The organism is Synechococcus elongatus PCC 6301 (assembly GCF_000010065.1).
Taxonomy (GTDB): Bacteria; Cyanobacteriota; Cyanobacteriia; order Synechococcales; family Synechococcaceae; genus Synechococcus; species Synechococcus elongatus.
The window spans coordinates 274748-292923 of sequence record NC_006576.1 but is presented as its reverse complement, the minus strand read 5'-3'; the positions used below and the strand labels follow the sequence as shown (position 1 = coordinate 292923).

Annotated in this window: 16 protein-coding genes; 8 read left to right on the top strand and 8 right to left on the bottom strand. The window is 55.8% G+C overall.

What is annotated here, in order from left to right; genetic code table 11:
- Positions 1-216: 216 nt before the first annotated feature.
- From SYC_RS01310 to SYC_RS01300, 3 genes are all read left to right on the top strand, one after another.
- Entirely contained in the window at positions 217-786 is a 570-nt protein-coding gene (locus tag SYC_RS01310; protein ID WP_011242567.1) for a 5-formyltetrahydrofolate cyclo-ligase, read from the top strand.
- Between the two features lie 57 nt (positions 787-843).
- Positions 844-2265, top strand: coding sequence for a RecQ family ATP-dependent DNA helicase (locus SYC_RS01305; protein ID WP_011242566.1), 1422 nt, complete (start codon positions 844-846; stop codon positions 2263-2265).
- 108 nt (positions 2266-2373) lie between these two features.
- Positions 2374-2850, top strand: coding sequence for a universal stress protein (locus tag SYC_RS01300; protein WP_011377971.1), 477 nt, complete (start codon positions 2374-2376; stop codon positions 2848-2850).
- A gap of 25 nt (positions 2851-2875) precedes the next feature.
- Here SYC_RS01300 and SYC_RS01295 read toward each other — a convergent pair whose 3' ends face one another.
- From SYC_RS01295 to SYC_RS01280, 4 genes are all read right to left on the bottom strand, one after another.
- Positions 2876-3274 (bottom strand): hypothetical protein, encoded by a 399-nt coding sequence (locus SYC_RS01295; RefSeq protein WP_011242564.1) that lies wholly within the window; start codon positions 3272-3274, stop codon positions 2876-2878.
- A gap of 9 nt (positions 3275-3283) precedes the next feature.
- Entirely contained in the window at positions 3284-3856 is a 573-nt protein-coding gene (locus SYC_RS01290) for a hypothetical protein (protein ID WP_011377972.1), read from the bottom strand.
- Between the two features lie 101 nt (positions 3857-3957).
- Positions 3958-5568, bottom strand: a complete 1611-nt coding sequence (locus tag SYC_RS01285) for a dipeptide ABC transporter ATP-binding protein (protein ID WP_011242562.1) — start codon at positions 5566-5568, stop codon at positions 3958-3960.
- Positions 5569-5645: 77 nt separating this feature from the next.
- Positions 5646-6206, bottom strand: coding sequence for a DUF3172 domain-containing protein (locus SYC_RS01280; protein ID WP_011242561.1), 561 nt, complete (start codon positions 6204-6206; stop codon positions 5646-5648).
- 98 nt (positions 6207-6304) lie between these two features.
- Between SYC_RS01280 and SYC_RS01275 the strand changes: the two genes are divergently transcribed.
- From SYC_RS01275 to cmpR, 4 genes are all read left to right on the top strand, one after another.
- Entirely contained in the window at positions 6305-7120 is an 816-nt protein-coding gene (locus tag SYC_RS01275) for an ABC transporter permease (protein WP_011242560.1), read from the top strand.
- Positions 7121-7186: 66 nt separating this feature from the next.
- Positions 7187-8200, top strand: coding sequence for a tryptophan--tRNA ligase (gene trpS / locus SYC_RS01270; protein WP_011242559.1), 1014 nt, complete (start codon positions 7187-7189; stop codon positions 8198-8200).
- Positions 8197-9129: a methylenetetrahydrofolate reductase gene (locus tag SYC_RS01265; RefSeq protein ID WP_011242558.1), complete on the top strand. Its 933-nt coding sequence runs from the start codon at positions 8197-8199 to the stop codon at positions 9127-9129. The genes trpS and SYC_RS01265 overlap by 4 nt, the downstream gene beginning before the upstream one ends.
- Positions 9130-9199: 70 nt before the next feature.
- Positions 9200-10171, top strand: coding sequence for an HTH-type transcriptional activator CmpR (cmpR, locus tag SYC_RS01260; protein WP_011242557.1), 972 nt, complete (start codon positions 9200-9202; stop codon positions 10169-10171).
- 174 nt (positions 10172-10345) lie between these two features.
- On the opposite strand, the gene SYC_RS01255 is transcribed toward cmpR, so the two are convergent.
- Complete coding sequence (locus tag SYC_RS01255; RefSeq protein ID WP_011377976.1) at positions 10346-10702, bottom strand: IS630 transposase-related protein; 357 nt, start codon at positions 10700-10702, stop codon at positions 10346-10348.
- Positions 10703-10779: 77 nt separating this feature from the next.
- A complete protein-coding gene (locus tag SYC_RS01250; protein WP_011377977.1) occupies positions 10780-12582 on the bottom strand; it encodes an ABC transporter ATP-binding protein in 1803 nt (600 codons plus the stop codon).
- Positions 12583-12757: 175 nt separating this feature from the next.
- Between SYC_RS01250 and aspS the strand changes: the two genes are divergently transcribed.
- Entirely contained in the window at positions 12758-14557 is a 1800-nt protein-coding gene (gene aspS / locus SYC_RS01245; RefSeq protein ID WP_011242554.1) for an aspartate--tRNA ligase, read from the top strand.
- Between the two features lie 100 nt (positions 14558-14657).
- Here aspS and ftsH4 read toward each other — a convergent pair whose 3' ends face one another.
- Together ftsH4 and trmFO are read right to left on the bottom strand one after the other, a co-directional pair.
- Complete coding sequence (gene ftsH4 / locus SYC_RS01240; RefSeq protein ID WP_011377979.1) at positions 14658-16529, bottom strand: ATP-dependent zinc metalloprotease FtsH; 1872 nt, start codon at positions 16527-16529, stop codon at positions 14658-14660.
- A 177-nt stretch (positions 16530-16706) separates the two neighbouring features.
- On the bottom strand, positions 16707-18107 hold the full coding sequence (gene trmFO, locus SYC_RS01235) for an FADH(2)-oxidizing methylenetetrahydrofolate--tRNA-(uracil(54)-C(5))-methyltransferase TrmFO (RefSeq protein WP_011242552.1): 1401 nt from the start codon (positions 18105-18107) through the stop codon (positions 16707-16709).
- Positions 18108-18176: the final 69 nt, after the last annotated feature.

The window sequence follows — 18176 nt, the reverse complement described above, 5'->3', positions numbered from 1 at the left end:
CTGGGATCGTAACCATGAGCCTCCAATTTTTCATATCCCAAGGTTCTTATTAAAGACTCAAGTTGGACTTGCTTTAAGTCTCAAATTTCTTGATATAAGATAAATGACTGTAGAACATAAGTAGACAATCATTAGATCAGTGCAAATGTCCTTCAGAAGCCTGATTCCAGCATTCCATCCTCGATCGCTTGTAATCTGTGGATCACTCAGTTTTGGATGACTCCGCGCTTGCACCTTGATAAGGCCAGCCTGCGGCGACAACTACTTGCAGAACGGCGATCGCTGTCAGTGGTGGAACGACAGCAGTACAGCCAAGCGATCGCGGTACATTTGCAAGCCTCTTCGCTGTTTCAGCGGGCGACAACGGTTTTGAGTTATTGGCCGCTAGGGGCTGAGCCGGACTTGCGATCACTACTCTTGCAACCCAAACAATGGGCACTGCCTCGCTGTCAAAATCAACGGCTTTATGCCCATTGCTATCAGTTTGAACAGCCTCTAGCAAAGGACTGCGCTGGAGTGCTTGCGCCTCTAGCAGACTCTCTAACAGTCTCTCCAGCTGAAATTGATCTGCTCATCGTGCCAGCAGTGGCTGTGGATAAGGAAGGTTATCGGTTGGGGTATGGCGGTGGCTACTACGATCGCCTGCGGGCGGACCCAGCTTGGCGATCGATTCCGGCGATCGTGGTCGCCTATGCAGCGCAGATCATGTCGGAGTTACCCCACGATCCTTGGGACATCCCTTTTTCAGCAGTTTGCACTGAGAACGGCTACTGGCTGATTGACTGAGCTTGGGGATCTGCAGTGGCTAGCGGGAATGCTGGAGACACTGCTTGTTTGCCGGCTATGGTTCAGGCCGCATCACTCACCGCGCAACAACTGCTTCAGCAGCATTGGGGTTACCCCGCCTTTCGACCGGGACAGGCTGAGATTGTAGAGGCGATCGCTCAAGGTCGAGATTGTCTGATCATCTGGCCAACCGGCGGTGGCAAATCGCTCTGCTTCCAAGTGCCAGCACTTCTGCGATCGGGGTTGACGATCGTGGTGACGCCGCTGATTGCCCTGATTGAAAATCAAGTGGCGGACCTACAAGCACGGGGAATTGCTGCCGCCTGCCTCCATAGCCAGATGGCTCCACGCGATCGCAAGGCCGTGCTTCAGAAGTTACCGCAACTCAAGCTGCTCTATCTGGCGCCCGAAACCTTACTGAGTACGCCTCTCTGGTCGCGTCTGACGGAGCCAACGATTGCGATCGCAGGACTCATCCTCGACGAAGCCCACTGTCTGCTGCAGTGGGGCGAAAGTTTCCGACCGACCTACCTGCGGCTAGGTGCGATCCGACCTGCTCTCGTCCGATTGGGTAAACCTTCCTTCCCGATCGCAGCTTTCACAGCGACCGCTTACCCCCAAGAGGTGGCACGACTCAGCCAGATACTACAACTGCAACAACCTCAACGACATCAGCGCGATCCCTATCGCAGCAATCTTGTCCTAGCCGTGAAGACGGTGTGGACGCCTCGCCAGCGTCAGAATCAGCTCTTAGACTTTTTAGCCAAACATCAAGGTCAGAGTGGCTTAATCTATCTGCGCAGCCGGCGCGACTGTGAAACCTGGGCCGACCGCTTGCGCAATCGAGGCTACCGCTGCGCGGCTTATCATGCCGGAGTGAGCGATCGCGAACGGCGGCAAATTGAGCAAGCTTGGCAAACTGGTTCGCTGCCCTTTGCAGTCTGTAGCTCTGCCTTTGGGATGGGCATTGATAAGCGCGATGTACGCTGGGTTGCCCATGTACACCCCCCTTTGCTCCTCAGTGAATATCTGCAAGAAGTCGGCCGTGGTGGACGTGATCAACAACGGGCCCAAGGCCTGACCTTAGTGAGTGAGCCCAGTGGTTGGCTCGATCCGAGCGATCGCGATCGCTGGCAAGGATTTCAGCAGGCTACCCAGCAACAATGGGAAGCGGCCCAACGGCAAGCCCAGCAACTTCCCGCCAGTGGCGATCTTCGCAGCCTAGCCAGTAGTAATGAACTGGATTTAGCCTTGGCCTACCTGCAAAGACTGGGGCAGTTGCAGTGGCTGGATCCCTTCCGGTATCGGCGGCGAGCCATACCCACTCCACGCCCAGCACCCCGGCTGGATCTACAACCCCTGCGGCAGTTCCTCTACAGTCGCGACTGCCGTTGGCGATCGCTGTTGCAATCCTTCGGGAGCAATCACCCCACAACTTGGCGCTGTGGACACTGCGATCGCTGCCAAACCACTGGCTGAGCCCTCTTGTCATCCCTATGCTCAACAGTTCGCAATGACAGCTAAATACTGAATTCGCAGGGCTAGCAGGATAATTGAAGTAGAACAGCGCTGCTTGTGAGGTGCCAGATGAGCTATCAAAAAATCTTGGCAGCGATTGATCTTTCGGCTGGCAAAAGTTCGATTTTTAAGAAAGCGCTGACGCTAGCCCAACAAAATCAGGCTCAACTGGTTTTACTGCACTGCTCGCCATTACCTCCGGTCTACAGCAGCAGCTACATCAACTTCCTAAACTCGCCATCTGACTGGACTGTCGATCTCAGCTTGGCAGAAGCCAGCCAACGGCAAGATGCTGAGTTGGCCCGCCAGCAACTGCAAGATCTGCGACAACAAGCAACCGCAGTTAATATCGAAGCCATTCCCTTGCTTCGCTTTATCGATCCCAGCCGAGGCATTTGCGATGCCGTCAAAGACTTGGGCGTAGACCTCGTTGTTGTGGGTCGGCGTGGTCTGAGCGGGATTTCAGAAATCTTGATGGGCAGCGTCAGTAGCTATGTCGTCCACCACGTCAGCTGCGATGTACTGATCGTTCAAGCCGACCAGTAGCCTCAACTGTAGCTACCAGCCTGGGCTAGTCCAGACTTTCCAGCAGAGTGTGAGGGGCAATCGTGAGCTTTGCCGATGCCGGTAACGGATGAGTTTGCAAGGTTGTTGTCAGAGCTGGCTGGACTGCCAGGAGGTATCGCCAACTCTGATAGAGGTCTTCCCAGCTTGGTGTTTTGGCAAATTGAACTCCCTGCCCTTTCAACCATTGCCGACAAGCTTTGTGGTCAACGAACTGCTGTTTGAACGCTGAAAAATCGACAGGAGCAGCCTCGGGCAAAGCAGGCACTGGCGGGGCAACAGCTTGCTCTTTCAACTTTTGGACGGCCACGGTGGCTACCGTATAGATCGCTGCTGCATTCTGGCGATCGGAGAGTTGAACCGCCTCGAGTTCTCCCAGTAGCCGCTGAAGTTTTGCTTTGCCCATCGTTCAATCCTAGCGATCGAGGAGCGAACGCCCATTGGATTCGGGATCGTCGTACATCTGCGGGCGATCGCGACGATCCTGCTCCGTGCCTGTCAGGGTTGGTTGGGAATCATCAGGTCGCCGCCAAAAGCGCACGATGGTGACAATCCGGCGCAGAAATTTAATCAAGCGAGGTGTAGCACTAATCAAGCCTGTAGGGCTCTTGAGTAAGTTCTCAAAATCTTGAATCTCATCAAAGGCACTTGATAGCTCATCAAGATGTTGGGAGACAGTAGCAAATTCAGCCTGTAGCTCGGAAATGACTTGCCGCTTACTGGCTTCGATCTGAAGCTTGTCAACTTCCAACTTTTCAATCAGGGATTGAAGGCGCTGCACATCCGACTGCAGCTGCATCGCTTTGTTTTTGTATTCCTGATTGCGCCGAGTCAGTTGGCCACGACTACGGTTAGTGAAAATGAGACAGTCACGCAGCTCTAAGTAGATCGCCTCAGCCTTCTCCTGTTTCAAGCCGGTGATCGAACGAGGGAAATCAGAGGCTGGACGAAAGCGAGCAGTTGTCTTATCCGTTGTAGCTGGCGGCATTGCCATAAACCTCAGAATACAAAGTGGTTAATGCTGACCCTGAGTCGCGAGAGCTGGCAAAGATACTACCAGCGTTGATCCCCAAAGATGTAACTTCGAGTTCAAATTGCGATCGGCAACTCCGGTAGCGAAGCCAGCAGCGATCGCGTGTAGGGATGTTCAGGTTGTGTCAACACCTGGGCAGCAGGGCCAATTTCGACGATTTTCCCGCGCTGCAAAACCGCGACACGATCGCAAAATTCCCGCGCTACCCGTAGGTCATGCGTGACAAATAAGTAAGTGAGGTTGAGTTGCTGCTTCAGTTCCTGCATGAGCGCAAGCACTTGAGCCTGTACCGTGGCATCTAACATGCTGACCGGCTCATCGCAGAGGACAAGTTTGGGGCGGGTAATCAACGCTCGGGCGATCGCAACTCGCTGTTGCTGTCCACCGGAGAGTTGATGGGGATAGCGATCGACCCAAGTGGGAGCGGGCGTCAGACCGACCTGTTCCAAAATCGCCAGCACTTGTTGCTTGGCCGCAGCGCCGCGAGCCAGCCCTTGAATCTTGAGGGGATCGGCGATTGCATCGCCAATCGTGAGGCGAGGGTTGAGGCAAGCCGCCGGATCTTGAAAGATCAGCTGCAGTTCACGCCGCAGCGATCGCAGACGGCGATCGGGCAATTGCGTCAGATCCTGCCCTTGAAACAGCACTTTACCCTGACTGGGACGAAGGAGTTGCAGGATGGTACGCAACAACGTGCTTTTACCGCAGCCTGATTCCCCAATCAGTCCGAGGGTTTCGCCGGGCCAGACTTCTAAACTCAGGCCATCTACTGCCCGCACAATCTCACCACCGCCGCGCCAGCCCTGCAGCCAAGATTGAGCAACACGAAAATGTTGGGTGACGTTCTCTAGTTGCAGCAGCGGTGTGGTGGCAGGAAGCGTTGATGGGGATGACGCGATCGCAGCTCGGGCAGATTGCAGCAGGGTTTGCGTATAGGGATGCTGAGGCCGAGTCAGCACGGCTGTGGTTGGACCAGTTTCCACCAATTGCCCTTGATAAAGCACTGCAATGCGATCGCAGTAAGCGGCCACCATTGGTAAATCGTGGGAAATCAGCAGCAGACTGGTATTTTCTTCGCTACAGAGGCGCGTCAGCTCCTGCAAAATTTCCGCCGCGACCGTCACATCCAAACTAGTGGTGGGCTCATCAGCAACCACGAGACGCGGTTGCAAGAGGAGAGCCAGCGCGATCGCCACGCGTTGCCGCATGCCGCCACTAAACTGATGCGGATACTGGGACCAGCGATTGGCAGGAATCCGTACTCGTTCAAGCCAGCTCAGAGCCTGCTGTTTGGCTTGGCGGCGGCTGAGGTGTGGTCGGTGGACTTGTAGCGTTTCTAGCAGGTGATCGCCAATCGTCTGCAGCGGATCGAGGCGCGTCATCGGATCTTGGAAGACCAGCCCTACTTGGCCGCCACGGAACCGTTGGAGCGATCGCCCCTGAAGTTGACCGAGTGCTTGCCCCGCGAGGCGAATGTCTCCTTGCTGGTGGCTGCCGGGCGGTAACAATCGCAGAATGGCGCGCCCCAGCGTACTCTTGCCGCACCCTGACTCACCGACTAACCCCAAGCGTTCACCCGCAGCTAGCTCCAGCGATAGCTGCTGGAGAGCCGGTTGCTCTGAGCCCGGATAGGTCACCGAAAGTTGATCGATGGACAGAAGAGTCATGGAGCGATCGCAGGTCTCACAAGTCTCAAAAGCAGACAAGGGGCAATAGCCCCTTGCATTAAACCTCAGCTGCCGCTTTAGAACTGGTTGCTTTCGTTAGGCGATTGCTCGGCCCCACCCGGCGAGAGGAAGAGGTTCTGAGCAGCGTCGTTTTGATAGACGCAATTCACAGCCGGTTTGCTGCGCAGCGTCCCTGTATAGGCAAAGGTATTCATCCGGTTTTTGCAGTCGCGCACATCGTTTCCGCTGACGGCTCCCTGTTGCTCGAGCACGGCCCAGTTATTCCGCCGAATCACACAACCCGGCTGCATCACCGGCTGCGACACATAGACGCTAAACGGATTGAGGGTCATAAAGACGCGCATGTCCATCGCGACAGCACTGGCACCGTACTGCACACAGATATCGCGATCGGGAGCCTGCTGATCTAAGGCTTCCCGCGAAACGACGTTCTCTGGCGAGAAGCTTAGGTTGGACGTAATCACCGAGCCAATCCCGATTCCGATGATCAGCACACCACCTAGAATCGACAAGGTCATCAAGTCGAAAGGATTTTTGTTCTGGGGCTGCTGAGGCGGGCGGCTCGGCGGCTCCGAGTAGCGGCTGGGGTAGGAAGGAGGGGAAGGACGGCGACGCATGCAAAGCCTCGTTGGCAACTGCAGAGTGAGAGGTGCGGCCAAGAACGCACCGTATCCTGATCTGAGTACTGGTTTAGCACGATTGTTCCCTGAACCTCATGAGTAGTCTCCTCGCTTCGACTGCAGCGCCGCGATCGCCCTTGGCTTTGATTTGGCAAGACAGCCTGACCGTCTTCTGGGGAGACTGGCTCGATCTCCGGGTGCGCATTACCCAGATTGTTTCCTCTGGTTTGGTCTCACCATTGATCTATATCGTGGCTTTTGGCTTTGGCCTGGGGAGTTCCCTGCGTCCAGGTTCTGGGCTGCCTAGCGGCTACAACAGCTACTTAGAATTCATCCTGCCAGGCATGGTGGCGCTGTCGTCGATGGCGATTAGCTTTGGCGGCACCACTTTTTCGATCTGCGGCGAGCGACTATTCAGCAAAACTTTTGAAGAAACACTGCTCCTCCCAGTTCATCCGCTGGCGCTGCACATCGGCAAAATGATCGCGGGCGTCGTGCGTGGGCTGCTGACTTCGGTTTCGCTGCTAGCGATCGCAATTCTGGCGACTGGCAGTTGGGGCTTCCTGAACCCCCTGTTCTTGCTGACGTTGGTACTCAACTGCGCCACTTTTGCCGGAATTGGTGTCTTGGTCGGCTTGCGAGTCAAGTCCTTGGAAACCGTGGGTCTCTACAACAACTTCTTAATCGTGCCGATGTCCTTCTTGGGTGCGACCTTCTTTGATCCGGCGCAACTGCCGATCGTTCTCAAAGCAGCGGTCTACCTGATGCCCCTGACGTACACCAACTTGGGGCTGCGAGCAGCGGCCTACAATCCCGCCAATTACCCTTGGTACAGCTTGCTGATTCTGGTGCTGTTGGCCACGAGTTTGGCAGCCTTGGGTGCTAAGCAGTTTGCCAGCCAGCAAGACTAAGGTGCGGGTGCAGTGAAATCCTCAGGCACAATAGTCCTTTGTAGCCATTTGGACTCTGCCTGCCCCATGGGGAAGCCCCGCGTTCTTTCCGGCGTTCAACCGACCGGCAACTTGCACCTCGGCAACTATCTCGGGGCGATTCGCAATTGGGTCGAAGGCCAACAGCAGTACGACAACTTTTTCTGTGTGGTTGATCTGCATGCGATCACGGTGCCGCATGAGGCCGCTAGCTTAGCCGAAAACACCTATCGGACGGCGGCGCTCTATCTCGCCTGCGGGATTGACCTGAGCTGCTCCACCATTTTTGTCCAGTCTCATGTGCCTGCACACAGTGAGCTCACTTGGCTCCTGAATTGCATCACTCCACTTAACTGGCTAGAGGGGATGATCCAGTTCAAAGAAAAAGCGCTGAAACAGGGTGAGAACGTCTCGACGGGGCTCTTGGATTACCCCGTGCTGATGGCAGCAGATATTCTGCTCTACGATGCCGATCGCGTGCCGGTGGGCGAAGACCAAAAGCAACACTTGGAGTTGACCCGCGACATTGCGGTTCGCATCAATCACCTGTTCGGTCGTGATGACACCCCGATCTTTAAATTGCCGGAGCCATTGATTCCCAAGGCAGGTGCGCGGGTGATGAGTCTGACCGATGGCACCAAGAAAATGTCGAAGTCCGATCCGACTGAACTAAGCCGGATCAACTTGCTCGATCCGCCCGAGTTGATTGAGAAGAAGGTCAAGCGTTGTAAGACCGATCCCCAGCGTGGGCTGGAGTTCGACAACCCCGATCGCCCCGAGTGCAATAACCTGTTGAGCCTCTACGCGATCCTGAGTGGCCGTAGTCGCGAGACTGTTGCCGCAGAATGTGCCGACATGGGCTGGGGGCAATTCAAGCCGCTGTTGGCAGAAGCGGCGATCGAAGCCCTGCGTCCGATCCAGACCAAATACGAAGAAGTGCGATCGGAGCCGGGCTACCTGGATAGTGTGCTGAAGCAAGGCCGAGAACGGGCCAGTGAAGTGGCAAATGCTACATTGCGCCGTGTCCAAGATGCCCTTGGTTTTAGTCGGCCCGTGGCATGAACATGCGTCGTTTTCGGGAAGCGGTCGCCGCCGGTGAGTTTTTAATCACCGCTGAGGTAGCGCCGCCCAAAGGTGCCGATCCCAGCGGAATGTTGGCTCATGCCGAATTGCTGCGATCGCGGGTTCATGCCATCAACATTACCGATGGCAGTCGGGCCGTCATGCGCATGTCTGCTTTGGCTGCCACAGCGCTCCTGCGTCAACAGGGGATTGAACCGATCTGCCAGTTTGCCTGCCGCGATCGCAATCGTATTGCCCTGCAAGCGGATTTGTTGGGAGCACAAGCGCTGGGTCTGGACAACATTCTGGCGTTGACTGGCGATCCGGTGAAGGCGGGTGACAGTCCCGAAGCCCGGGCAGTGTTTGAGCTAGAGTCTGTCCGCTTGCTGCAGCTCATCCAAAAGCTGAACAGCGGACTGGATATCCACGAGAAATCCTTGCCCGATGGCGCTAGTGATCTGTTTGTGGGTGCAGCTGTCGATCCGCAACTGAAGAGCTGGTCCGGACTAGAGCGCCGGTTCTGGCGCAAGGTAGACGCTGGCGCGCAGTTCTTCCAGAGTCAGCTAATTTGTGATTTCGATCGCCTCGATCGCTTCATGGAGCAGATTGCACGGCCTAGCGGTCGCCCAGTACTGGCCGGTATTTTTCTACTCAAGTCCGCTAAGAATGCGGAGTTTATCAACCGCAATGTGCCAGGGGTGCAGATTCCCCAGACGATCATCGATCGCCTCGCAGCGGCAGCGGATCCATTGGCGGAAGGGATTGCGAACGCGGCTGAACAGGTTCGTTGGGCGCAGCAACTCTGTCAAGGCGTGCACTTAATGGCGGTGCGGAGAGAAGACTTGATTCCAGCCATTCTCGATCAGGCAGGCATTGCTCCGTTACAACCCTCCAGCGATCGCCAATCATCGACTTTGCTTATGTCGTAGATATATAGAGAAAATTCTAAAAACAACGAATTAAAGATAGACTTAAATCTATTGAATGGTGATTTGAGTTGTGAAAAATCTAACGCTGCACCAACTCAAAGTGTTTGAGGCCGCTGCTCGCCATAGTAGCTTCACGCGCGCAGCCGAGGAGCTCTATCTCACTCAGCCAACAGTCTCCATTCAGGTCAAGCAGCTGACAAAGGCCGTTGGTTTGCCACTGTTCGAGCAAATCGGCAAGCGACTTTACCTGACTGAGGCAGGGCGTCAGCTCTACAAAACAACGCGACAGGTGTTTGAGCAATTGGAACAGCTCGACATGACGATCGCGGACCTGCAAGGCATGAAACAAGGTCAACTGCGCCTAGCAGTGATCACCACGGCCAAGTACTTTATCCCGCGCTTGATTGGACCCTTTTGCCAGCGCTATCCCGGCATTAATGTCTCCCTTAAAGTGACGAATCACGAAGGTTTGATCAATCGCATCAATGACAACCTTGATGATCTCTACGTACTCAGCCGTCCACCGAGCGGCTTTGATATTACTGTGCAACCATTTCTCGATAATCCCCTCGTGGTCGTTGGGCCAGCCTCCCACCCGCTGGCCAACCAACGGGGAATCTCCCTAGAGCGTTTGGCGCAAGAGCCTTTCATCTTGCGTGAACGTGGTTCGGGCACCCGCGAAGCGACAGAACAGCTGTTTGCAGCTCATAACCTCAATTTGAACGTCAAACTTGACCTCGGCAGCAATGAGGCGATCAAGCAGGCAATTTTAGGTGGCTTGGGCCTAGCGGTACTCTCTTATCACACCCTGACTTCAGCCGGAGCTACGCCGGAGCTGAAGATGTTTGAGGTAGAAGGTTTCCCCATCCATCGTCAGTGGCACGCCGTATATCCAGCAGGCAAGCAGCTCTCAACCGTCGCGGCCACTTTCTTGGACTACCTGTTGACCGAAAGCCAGCGGATTGCGGCAGATATCCAAATCCCTGAATCAACCACCACCGATCCGGAGTTGGATGCCCCTCAGCCGGTCGTCGGGGTTTAAGCAGATGGATAGGCTCCACTCCATGCAATGTCCTTGCTGCAAGCAGGTTAGGACAATTGGACGGTCTATCCCCATCGGTAGTCTTGGGTGTCATCCACTCTGGCTTTATCGATGGTGACCCCCTCTGCTTCGCTATAGCTGGAGCTAGCTTCTATGAGCGCTTCTCTCTGCTGGTCATCTCGTTCGCGGTAGCCGTAACTCTTTTTTGCGCGTAAACCCAATCCGTTTCAAGGCACGACCCAAGGTTTGACTACTGATGGGCTCTGGCCAGAGTGCAGCCATTTGCTCTTGGGTGAGATGACCATGCTGCTCGACAAAGGTTCGAAAAGCTTCAAGGTCTCTAATCTTTCCTGCAGGACCGGGGCGAGAACGACGGGGTGAGACGCTGCCGGTCTCAGCTTTGCGTTTTATCCACAGGTCCAAGGTGTTGCGACTGATGTTGAATATCTGACTGACGTGACTTTTGCGCTCCCCTGCTGCGACGGCTGCTAGCGCTTTCTCCCTCAGGTCATTGCTGTAGGCTGCCGGCATCCTTCTCTCCTCGCACATGTCCTAATAATCTTAATTCCTGCCATGTGTCACGGATGGCTGGTTCGTTGATCCTCGCTTCATCCCAGAGAATCACTATCGTGCTGCGCTAAGCGTTGGAAAGAGGTCGATCGCTCCAGAAGTTCCGCATAGGTACCGCTCGCGATCACTTTGCCTTGAGAAAATTCAAAAATGCGATCGCAGCGCTCGACTGTCGAAAGGCGGTGAGCAATCAAGATAACGGTGAGATTGCGGCTGAGTTCTTGCAACGCTGCCATGACGGCACTTTCAGTCGCATTGTCCAAGGCGCTTGTAGCCTCATCCAGTACTAAAACGGAGGCACGGCGATAGAGAGCCCGGGCAATGCCAATCCGTTGCCGCTGACCGCCGCTCAGTCGAACCCCACGCTCACCGATCGCTTCGTCGTAGCCTCGCGGTAGCGCCTCGATAAACTCAGCAATCTGTGCCCACTCAGCAGCCTGCCTGACGCGATCGCGATCAATCCGTTTGGGAGGAATGCCAAAGGCAATGTTCTCAGCGATCGTGCCATCCGCCAGAAAAATCGACTGAGGAACATGGGCGATCGCCTGTTGCCAAGCACGAATCGTCTCGGGGGACTGCAGGGGGCGGTCATCAATCCAAATCGTGCCTTCAACGGGTTGTAACAATCCCAGAATTAAATCGGCGGTGGTGCTCTTGCCGCTGCCAGTACTGCCAACAAAAGCCACCGTGCTACAGGCCGGAATGGTCAGGTCGAGCTGATCGAGAATCCAAGGCCCTGTCTCGCCATAGCGGAAACGCACAGACTCAAATTGCAGCGATCGCTCTAGGGTCAAGGGCCTCGGGGCGATTGCCGTTGAGGACGACTGTAAAGGGCGATCAAGGGCTGTCAGCACGGCACTCAAGGCCATAGCATCGGACCGGATCGTGGCGATCGCGGCGAATCCCTGCTGTAAGGGCGACAGCAGCCGATAGGAGCCGAGGGCAAAACCTCCCAAAATCGGTAAGGCCTCAGCAAATCCCCGTTCTTGGCTGGCTAAAATCTGGGCCATCAAGGCAATACTGACGATCGCGATCCCAGTAATCACGAAGCGCGGCGACTCTGCAATCAGCATCCGAGCTTCTTGGCTGCGGCGATAGTTGTAGTCGAAGCGGCGGTAGAGATCCTCAAATAGACCTTGACTGCCATCCAGCAAAACATCGCGGATACCGCCCAAGCTCTCCTGCAGGATCTTGAGGACAAGGCGCGAGTTTTCAGATTTGAGGCGGCTAAAGCGGAGCAAGCGTTGGCGATTGAGCCAATAGACGGCACTGTAGGTGGAACCGAGAATTAAGGCTGCAGCAATCGTCAACTCAGGCGTCAGGAGTAACAGCCCGGTCAGCAACGCTGCAATCACCACCACACTGGCATTGAGTTGCAGCAGGGGTTGAATCACACTGGAGACCACACCATTGACGTCGTGGGTAATCTCCGCAATTAGGCTGCTGCTGTTGTGGCGTACATGGAAAGGATAGGGCTGGTAAAGGATGCCGCGAAACACAGCTCGACTGAGATCGGAGCCAATTCGGAAGGCTAGCCGCACCCGTACGTTTAGGGTCAGTAGCTGTAGGCCATTACTGATGATGACGGTCGCAACAAACACCCCCGTCACCCAAGGGATCAGTTCTCTGGGACTATCGATGCTGAGGCGCTGGGCGATCGGTTGGAGCCAGCGATACTGCAGTAATTGCTCGGGCTGGGCCAAAGCAGTCAGAAAGGGCAGGATAGACCCGAGACTGCTTAGCTCCGCCAAACTGGAACCCAAAATCAGCAGTTGCAACAGAATTAGCTGCCGCCGTCGGCGTGGCGCGAGGTGAGACCAGAGGCGAAACAGATCGTTCAAGGGGCTGCCGACGCAAAGATCCTCAACTCTGAGGACAGTAGATCAGGGCTGGATCGCTTGGCAATGGGCGCGACGCTCTTGTCTCCTTAGTCTAGGAATTCTGGCGCGATCGCACGCGATCGGAACCGCTTCACAGATAATAGAGAGTTTGTTGTTCAGGCTCGCCCCCGTCTCCATGCGCACTCACTACTGCGGCGAACTTCGTGCCGAGCAAGTTGGCACCTCCGTCACGCTCTATGGCTGGGTCGATCGGCGTCGGGATCATGGTGGCGTGATCTTTGTCGATCTGCGCGATCGCACAGGCACGGTGCAAATCGTTAGTGATCCAGAACGGACGCCGGAGTCATACCACCAAGCCGAAGGCCTGCGCAACGAGTATGTGGTAAAAATCACCGGACGGGTCAGCGGTCGGCCGGCGGAATCCCTCAACCCGAAGCTGCCAACGGGCGAAGTAGAAATCTACGCTGATCGCATTGAAATTCTGAACGCAGTCCGCCGTCAGTTGCCCTTCCAAGTTTCCAGCGCCGATGAAGAGACGGTGCGGGAAGATTTGCGGCTGCGCTACCGCTACTTGGATCTGCGCCGCGATCGCATGAACCGCAATCTGCAGCTGCGTCACCAAGTCGTCAAGGCGATTCGCCGCTTCTTGGAAGATGAAGAACAATTTATCGAGATTGAAACACCCGTCCTGACCAAGTCGACGCCGGAAGGCGCACGGGATTACTTGGTGCCCTCGCGGGTCAATCCGGGCGAATGGTTTGCCCTGCCGCAATCACCGCAGCTGTTTAAGCAACTGCTGATGGTGTCGGGGTTCGATCGCTACTACCAAATTGCCCGCTGCTTCCGCGATGAAGATTTGCGCGCCGATCGTCAGCCGGAATTTACCCAGCTCGATATGGAAATGAGCTTCCTCTCCCAGGAAGAAATCATCGACCTGAACGAGCGGCTGATTGCTCACATCTTCAAAACAGTGAAGGGTATTGAGCTGCCGCGACCCTTCCCGCGCTTGACCTACGCTGAGGCGATGGATCGCTACGGCAGCGATCGCCCCGACACGCGCTTTGGCCTAAAGCTGGTGGATGTTTCCGATGTCGTTGCGGACATGGGCTTCAAGGTCTTCAGTGGCGCAGTCAAATCCGGCGGCAAGGTCAAAATCCTGCCGATTCCCGATGGCAACGATCGCATTTCCAACGTGCGGATCAAGCCCGGCGGCGACATCTTCAAAGAAGCCACGGAAGCCGGTGCTGCCGGTCTGGCCTACATTCGCGTCCGTGAAAACGGCGAGATCGACACGATTGGCGCGATCAAAGACAACCTCAGTGATGAGCAGAAAGCTGAGATCCTCCGTCGCACTCAGGCACAACCCGGAACGCTGTTGCTATTTGGAGCAGGGAGCACCGACATCGTCAACAAGTCCCTCGATCGCGTCCGCCAATTCTTGGGTAAAGAGTTGGGATTGATCGATCCCGAGGCACTCAACTTGCTCTGGGTCGTGGACTTCCCGATGGTCGAGTGGAATGCCGATGAGAAGCGCTACGAAGCGCTACACCACCCCTTCACGGCCCCCAATCCTCAAGATCTAGAAGACCTGACAACGGCGCGAGCCCAAGCCTACGACATCGTCCTCAATGGCTTGGAAATTGGCGGCGGTAGTCTGCGGATTTACCAACGCGACATTCAAGAACGGGTGTTTGAAACGATCGGCCTGTCCCACGAGGAAGCCCAAGCTAAATTTGGATTCCTACTGGAAGCCTTCGACTTTGGTACTCCACCCCACGGCGGCATCGCCTACGGTCTCGATCGCCTTGTGATGTTGCTGACCGGCGAAGAATCGATCCGTGATGCGATCGCCTTCCCGAAAACGCAGCAAGCCCGCTGTCTGTTGACCGAAGCGCCGGCTGATGTCAGCGATCGCCAGCTCAAAGAACTCTACGTCGCCTCCACTTGGCAACCGCCGATCAAAGAACGCGACTAAGGTTTCAGGATCAATCAAGACAACGACTGGAAGCGATCGCAAAAGCCCTCCTCGCTATCTGCAAAGGAGGGCTTCAAAATTTCTGACGTAACCTTGGGCTTTAGGCTGGCTGCAACTCGGGCAGTTCAGCGCGTTGGAGGAGGGATTGCAGCTCGTCGCCTTCAATCACTTCCACATCCAAGATGCGCTGAGCAATTTCCTCGAGTAGATCGCGATTGCGATTCAGAATTGCCAGGGCTTGATCGTGACCATCATCCACGAGTTGCTTGACCTCTGCGTCGATCGCCTTCGCCGTCTCATCACTGACCCGCCGGCGAGGATTCATACCCTCACCGCCAAGGAAGTTATTGCCGCCGCCTTTATCAAAGGCCAACGGGCCCAAGACTTGGCTCATGCCGTAGGTGGTGACCATCTGCTCCGCCACGTCTGTGGCTCGCTGCAGGTCATTGGAAGCGCCGGTGGTGATGCTGCCAAAGATGATCTCTTCCGCCGATCGCCCACCTAGCAGCGTGGCAATCTGGCCTTTGAGTTCCTCGGCACTGAGCAAGAAGCGATCTTCCGTCGGCAGTTGCAGGGTGTAACCCAGAGCTGCCATACCGCGCGGCACGATCGAAATCTTGGCCACTTTGCTGCCACCGGGCATCAGGGCACCCACGATCGCGTGGCCGACTTCGTGGTAGGCAACAATCCGTTTTTCGTTGTCGTTGAGGACGCGGCTCTTCTTCTCCAGACCCGCGACCACCCGCTCGATCGCTTCATTCAGATCAGCTTGCGCGACTTCTGTGCGACCGTTACGCGCTGCCAGTAGAGCAGCTTCATTGATGAGGTTGGCAAGGTCCGCACCGGCAAAGCCTGAGGTTCGTACCGCGATCGCTTGTAAATCGACTTCCGGATCCAGCTTGACCTTGCGGCCATAAATGTCCAAAATTGCCTTCCGTCCCGCCAGATCAGGGCGATCGACTAGGACTTGGCGATCGAAGCGACCCGGACGTAGTAATGCCGGATCCAGTGTTTCTGGCCGGTTGGTGGCTGCAAGGACAATGACAGTGGCGCCATCTGCCGAGAACCCATCCATTTCGGTCAGCAACTGGTTGAGGGTTTGCTCCCGCTCATCGTTGCCACCCATGAAATTGCCGCTGGCACGAGATTTCCCGATCGCATCCAACTCATCGATGAAGACGATACAAGGTGCCTTCTGCTTGGCTTGTTCAAACAGGTCACGGACGCGAGCTGCCCCAGCGCCAACAAAGAGTTCGACGAATTCCGAACCAGAAATTGAGAAGAACGGCACGCGGGCTTCACCGGCTACGGCTTTCGCCAGCAGGGTTTTACCGGTACCCGGAGGCCCGACCAGCAATACCCCTTTTGGAATACGAGCGCCAATGTTGAGGTAGCGTTCAGGGGTTTTGAGGAAGTCAACAATCTCTTGCAGTTCGGCCTTCGCCTCTTCGACGCCCGCCACATCACTGAAGGTGGTACGGGTATCATCACCTTCGACGTAGACCTTAGCGCGACTCTTCGTGAAAGACAGCGCGCCTTGCGGGCCATTGCGGGCTTGCCGAGCTGCAAAGAATTGCAGCACCCCAATGAAAATCAAGGGCGGAATGATCCAACCGAGCAGAGTGGTAAAGAAATTTCCTTTCTGAGGTGGGGCAGCAGCAAACTCAACCCCCTTTTGTTCCAGACGCTGAGGGAGTTCCAAGTCAAAGATGGGCGTTGTGCTGAGGACATCACCCGCTTCGCCCTCAACATCCTTGAGTTGGTAGCGAATTTGTTCCTGCGTGATGTAAGCCCGGGCAACCAAGCCATCATTCACCTGATCGATGAATAGGCTGTAGGGCACCCGAGAGACTTGGGGACTGCCCACGCCGGGAATTAACCCAATCAGCAAAAAGAACAGACCCACACCAAACAGGACGAAGCTGATAATACGGTTGCGGCTCGGCCGCGTGGGATTCTCCTTGATGGCCATGATCGCTCTCACGTGGAGGGGCTTTGGGAACAAGGTAGCCTAATGGCGATCCCGAGTCATGCGGTTATCAACACCCCTTGGCGATCGCGGGAAAGGAATTGAGCGGTGCCATCCCACCAATCTGGCCAACAGCTAGAGCGGGCTAATTCTCGAGAGCTGTTCTAGTCCGATTCTGGGTTACGCGATCGCCGTTGTAGCTAAACCTGTACTTGGCGACAAATTGCCGATCGCGTGGGTTTGCTGCCAGTCCCGTAAATCTTGAAGGGCGCGATCGCGGTACGCGGCGTAACGATCTTTCTTGTTGCGAGGGGGCTGCTCCAGATTGGGTAGGATACCGAAGTTAGGCGGCATCGGCTGGAAATACTTAGGCTCAGCGCTACTGATAAAGCGGAACAGGGAGCCACTGACTAGCGTGTCGGGTAAGACTAGGGGCGATCGCCCAAGGGCTAAGCGCGCCGCGTTGGTTCCGGCCAACCAGCCGCCCGCCACCGCCGCGCTATAGCCTTCTGTACCAATCAACTGCCCCGCAGCCAAGAGAGTCGGTCGCTGCCGGAATTGCAGACTGGCATCGAGCAGTTGCGGCGCATTGACAAAGGTATTGCGATGCATGACCCCAAACCGGACAAACTCTGCTTGGCTGAGCCCCGGAATCATCTGGAAGATGCGCTTTTGCTCGCCCCAGCGCAAATTGGTCTGAAACCCAACTAAATTCCAAAGGTTGCCGGCTCGATCTTCCTGCCGCAGCTGGACAATCGCGTAGGGACGGCGACTCCGATTTTCGGGATCGCGCCAATCGCCGAGACGGGCATCAAACAGGCCAACGGGTTTGAGCGGACCGTAGCGCATGGTGTCTTCACCGCGCCGCGCCAATTCTTCGATCGGCAGGCAGCCTTCAAAGAATTTGGCTGACTCCTGTTCAAAATCCTTGAGTTCGGCTTGCTCTGCCGTGACTAGAGCTTCGCGGAAAGCCAGATATTGATCGCGATTGAGGGGACAGTTGAGATAAGCGGCTTCGCCTTTGTCGTAGCGCGAGGCTCGGAAGGCGATCGCTTGATCAATCGACTCGCCCGTGACGATTGGGCTGGCCGCATCAAAGAAGCTGCAATAGTCCTGTCCCGTAAACCGCTGCAGGTCCTCTGCAAGATCGGGACTGGTGAGCGGGCCGGTGCAGAGGACAACAATGCCCTCGGTTGGCAGCGATCGCAATTCTTCCCGCCGAATCTCAACCAAGGGATGATCCGCCACAGTGCGGGTCAGATCTTCGCTAAATAAGGCGCGATCGACTGCAAGCGCACCGCCTGCCGGCACTTGATGCTCGCTCGCTTTGCTGAAAACTAAGGATCCCAGACGCCGCAATTCTTCGTGCAGCAAACCTGCCGCGCGATCGCTGGCCATCGCTCCAAAAGAGTTGCTGCAGACCAGCTCTGCAAAAGATTCGCTGTGGTGCGCCGGACTTTGTCGCTGGGGCCGCATCTCGTAGAGGATGACCGGCACACCTGCTTCAGCAATCTGCCAAGCCGCTTCGGTCCCCGCTAACCCTGCTCCAATGACGATGACGGGTTGCGATATGGCTGCCATGCTGAACGGAAAAATTCAATCTTCATCCTAGCGAATCTGCACCGCCGCCCCATCCAAAACAGCCTGCAG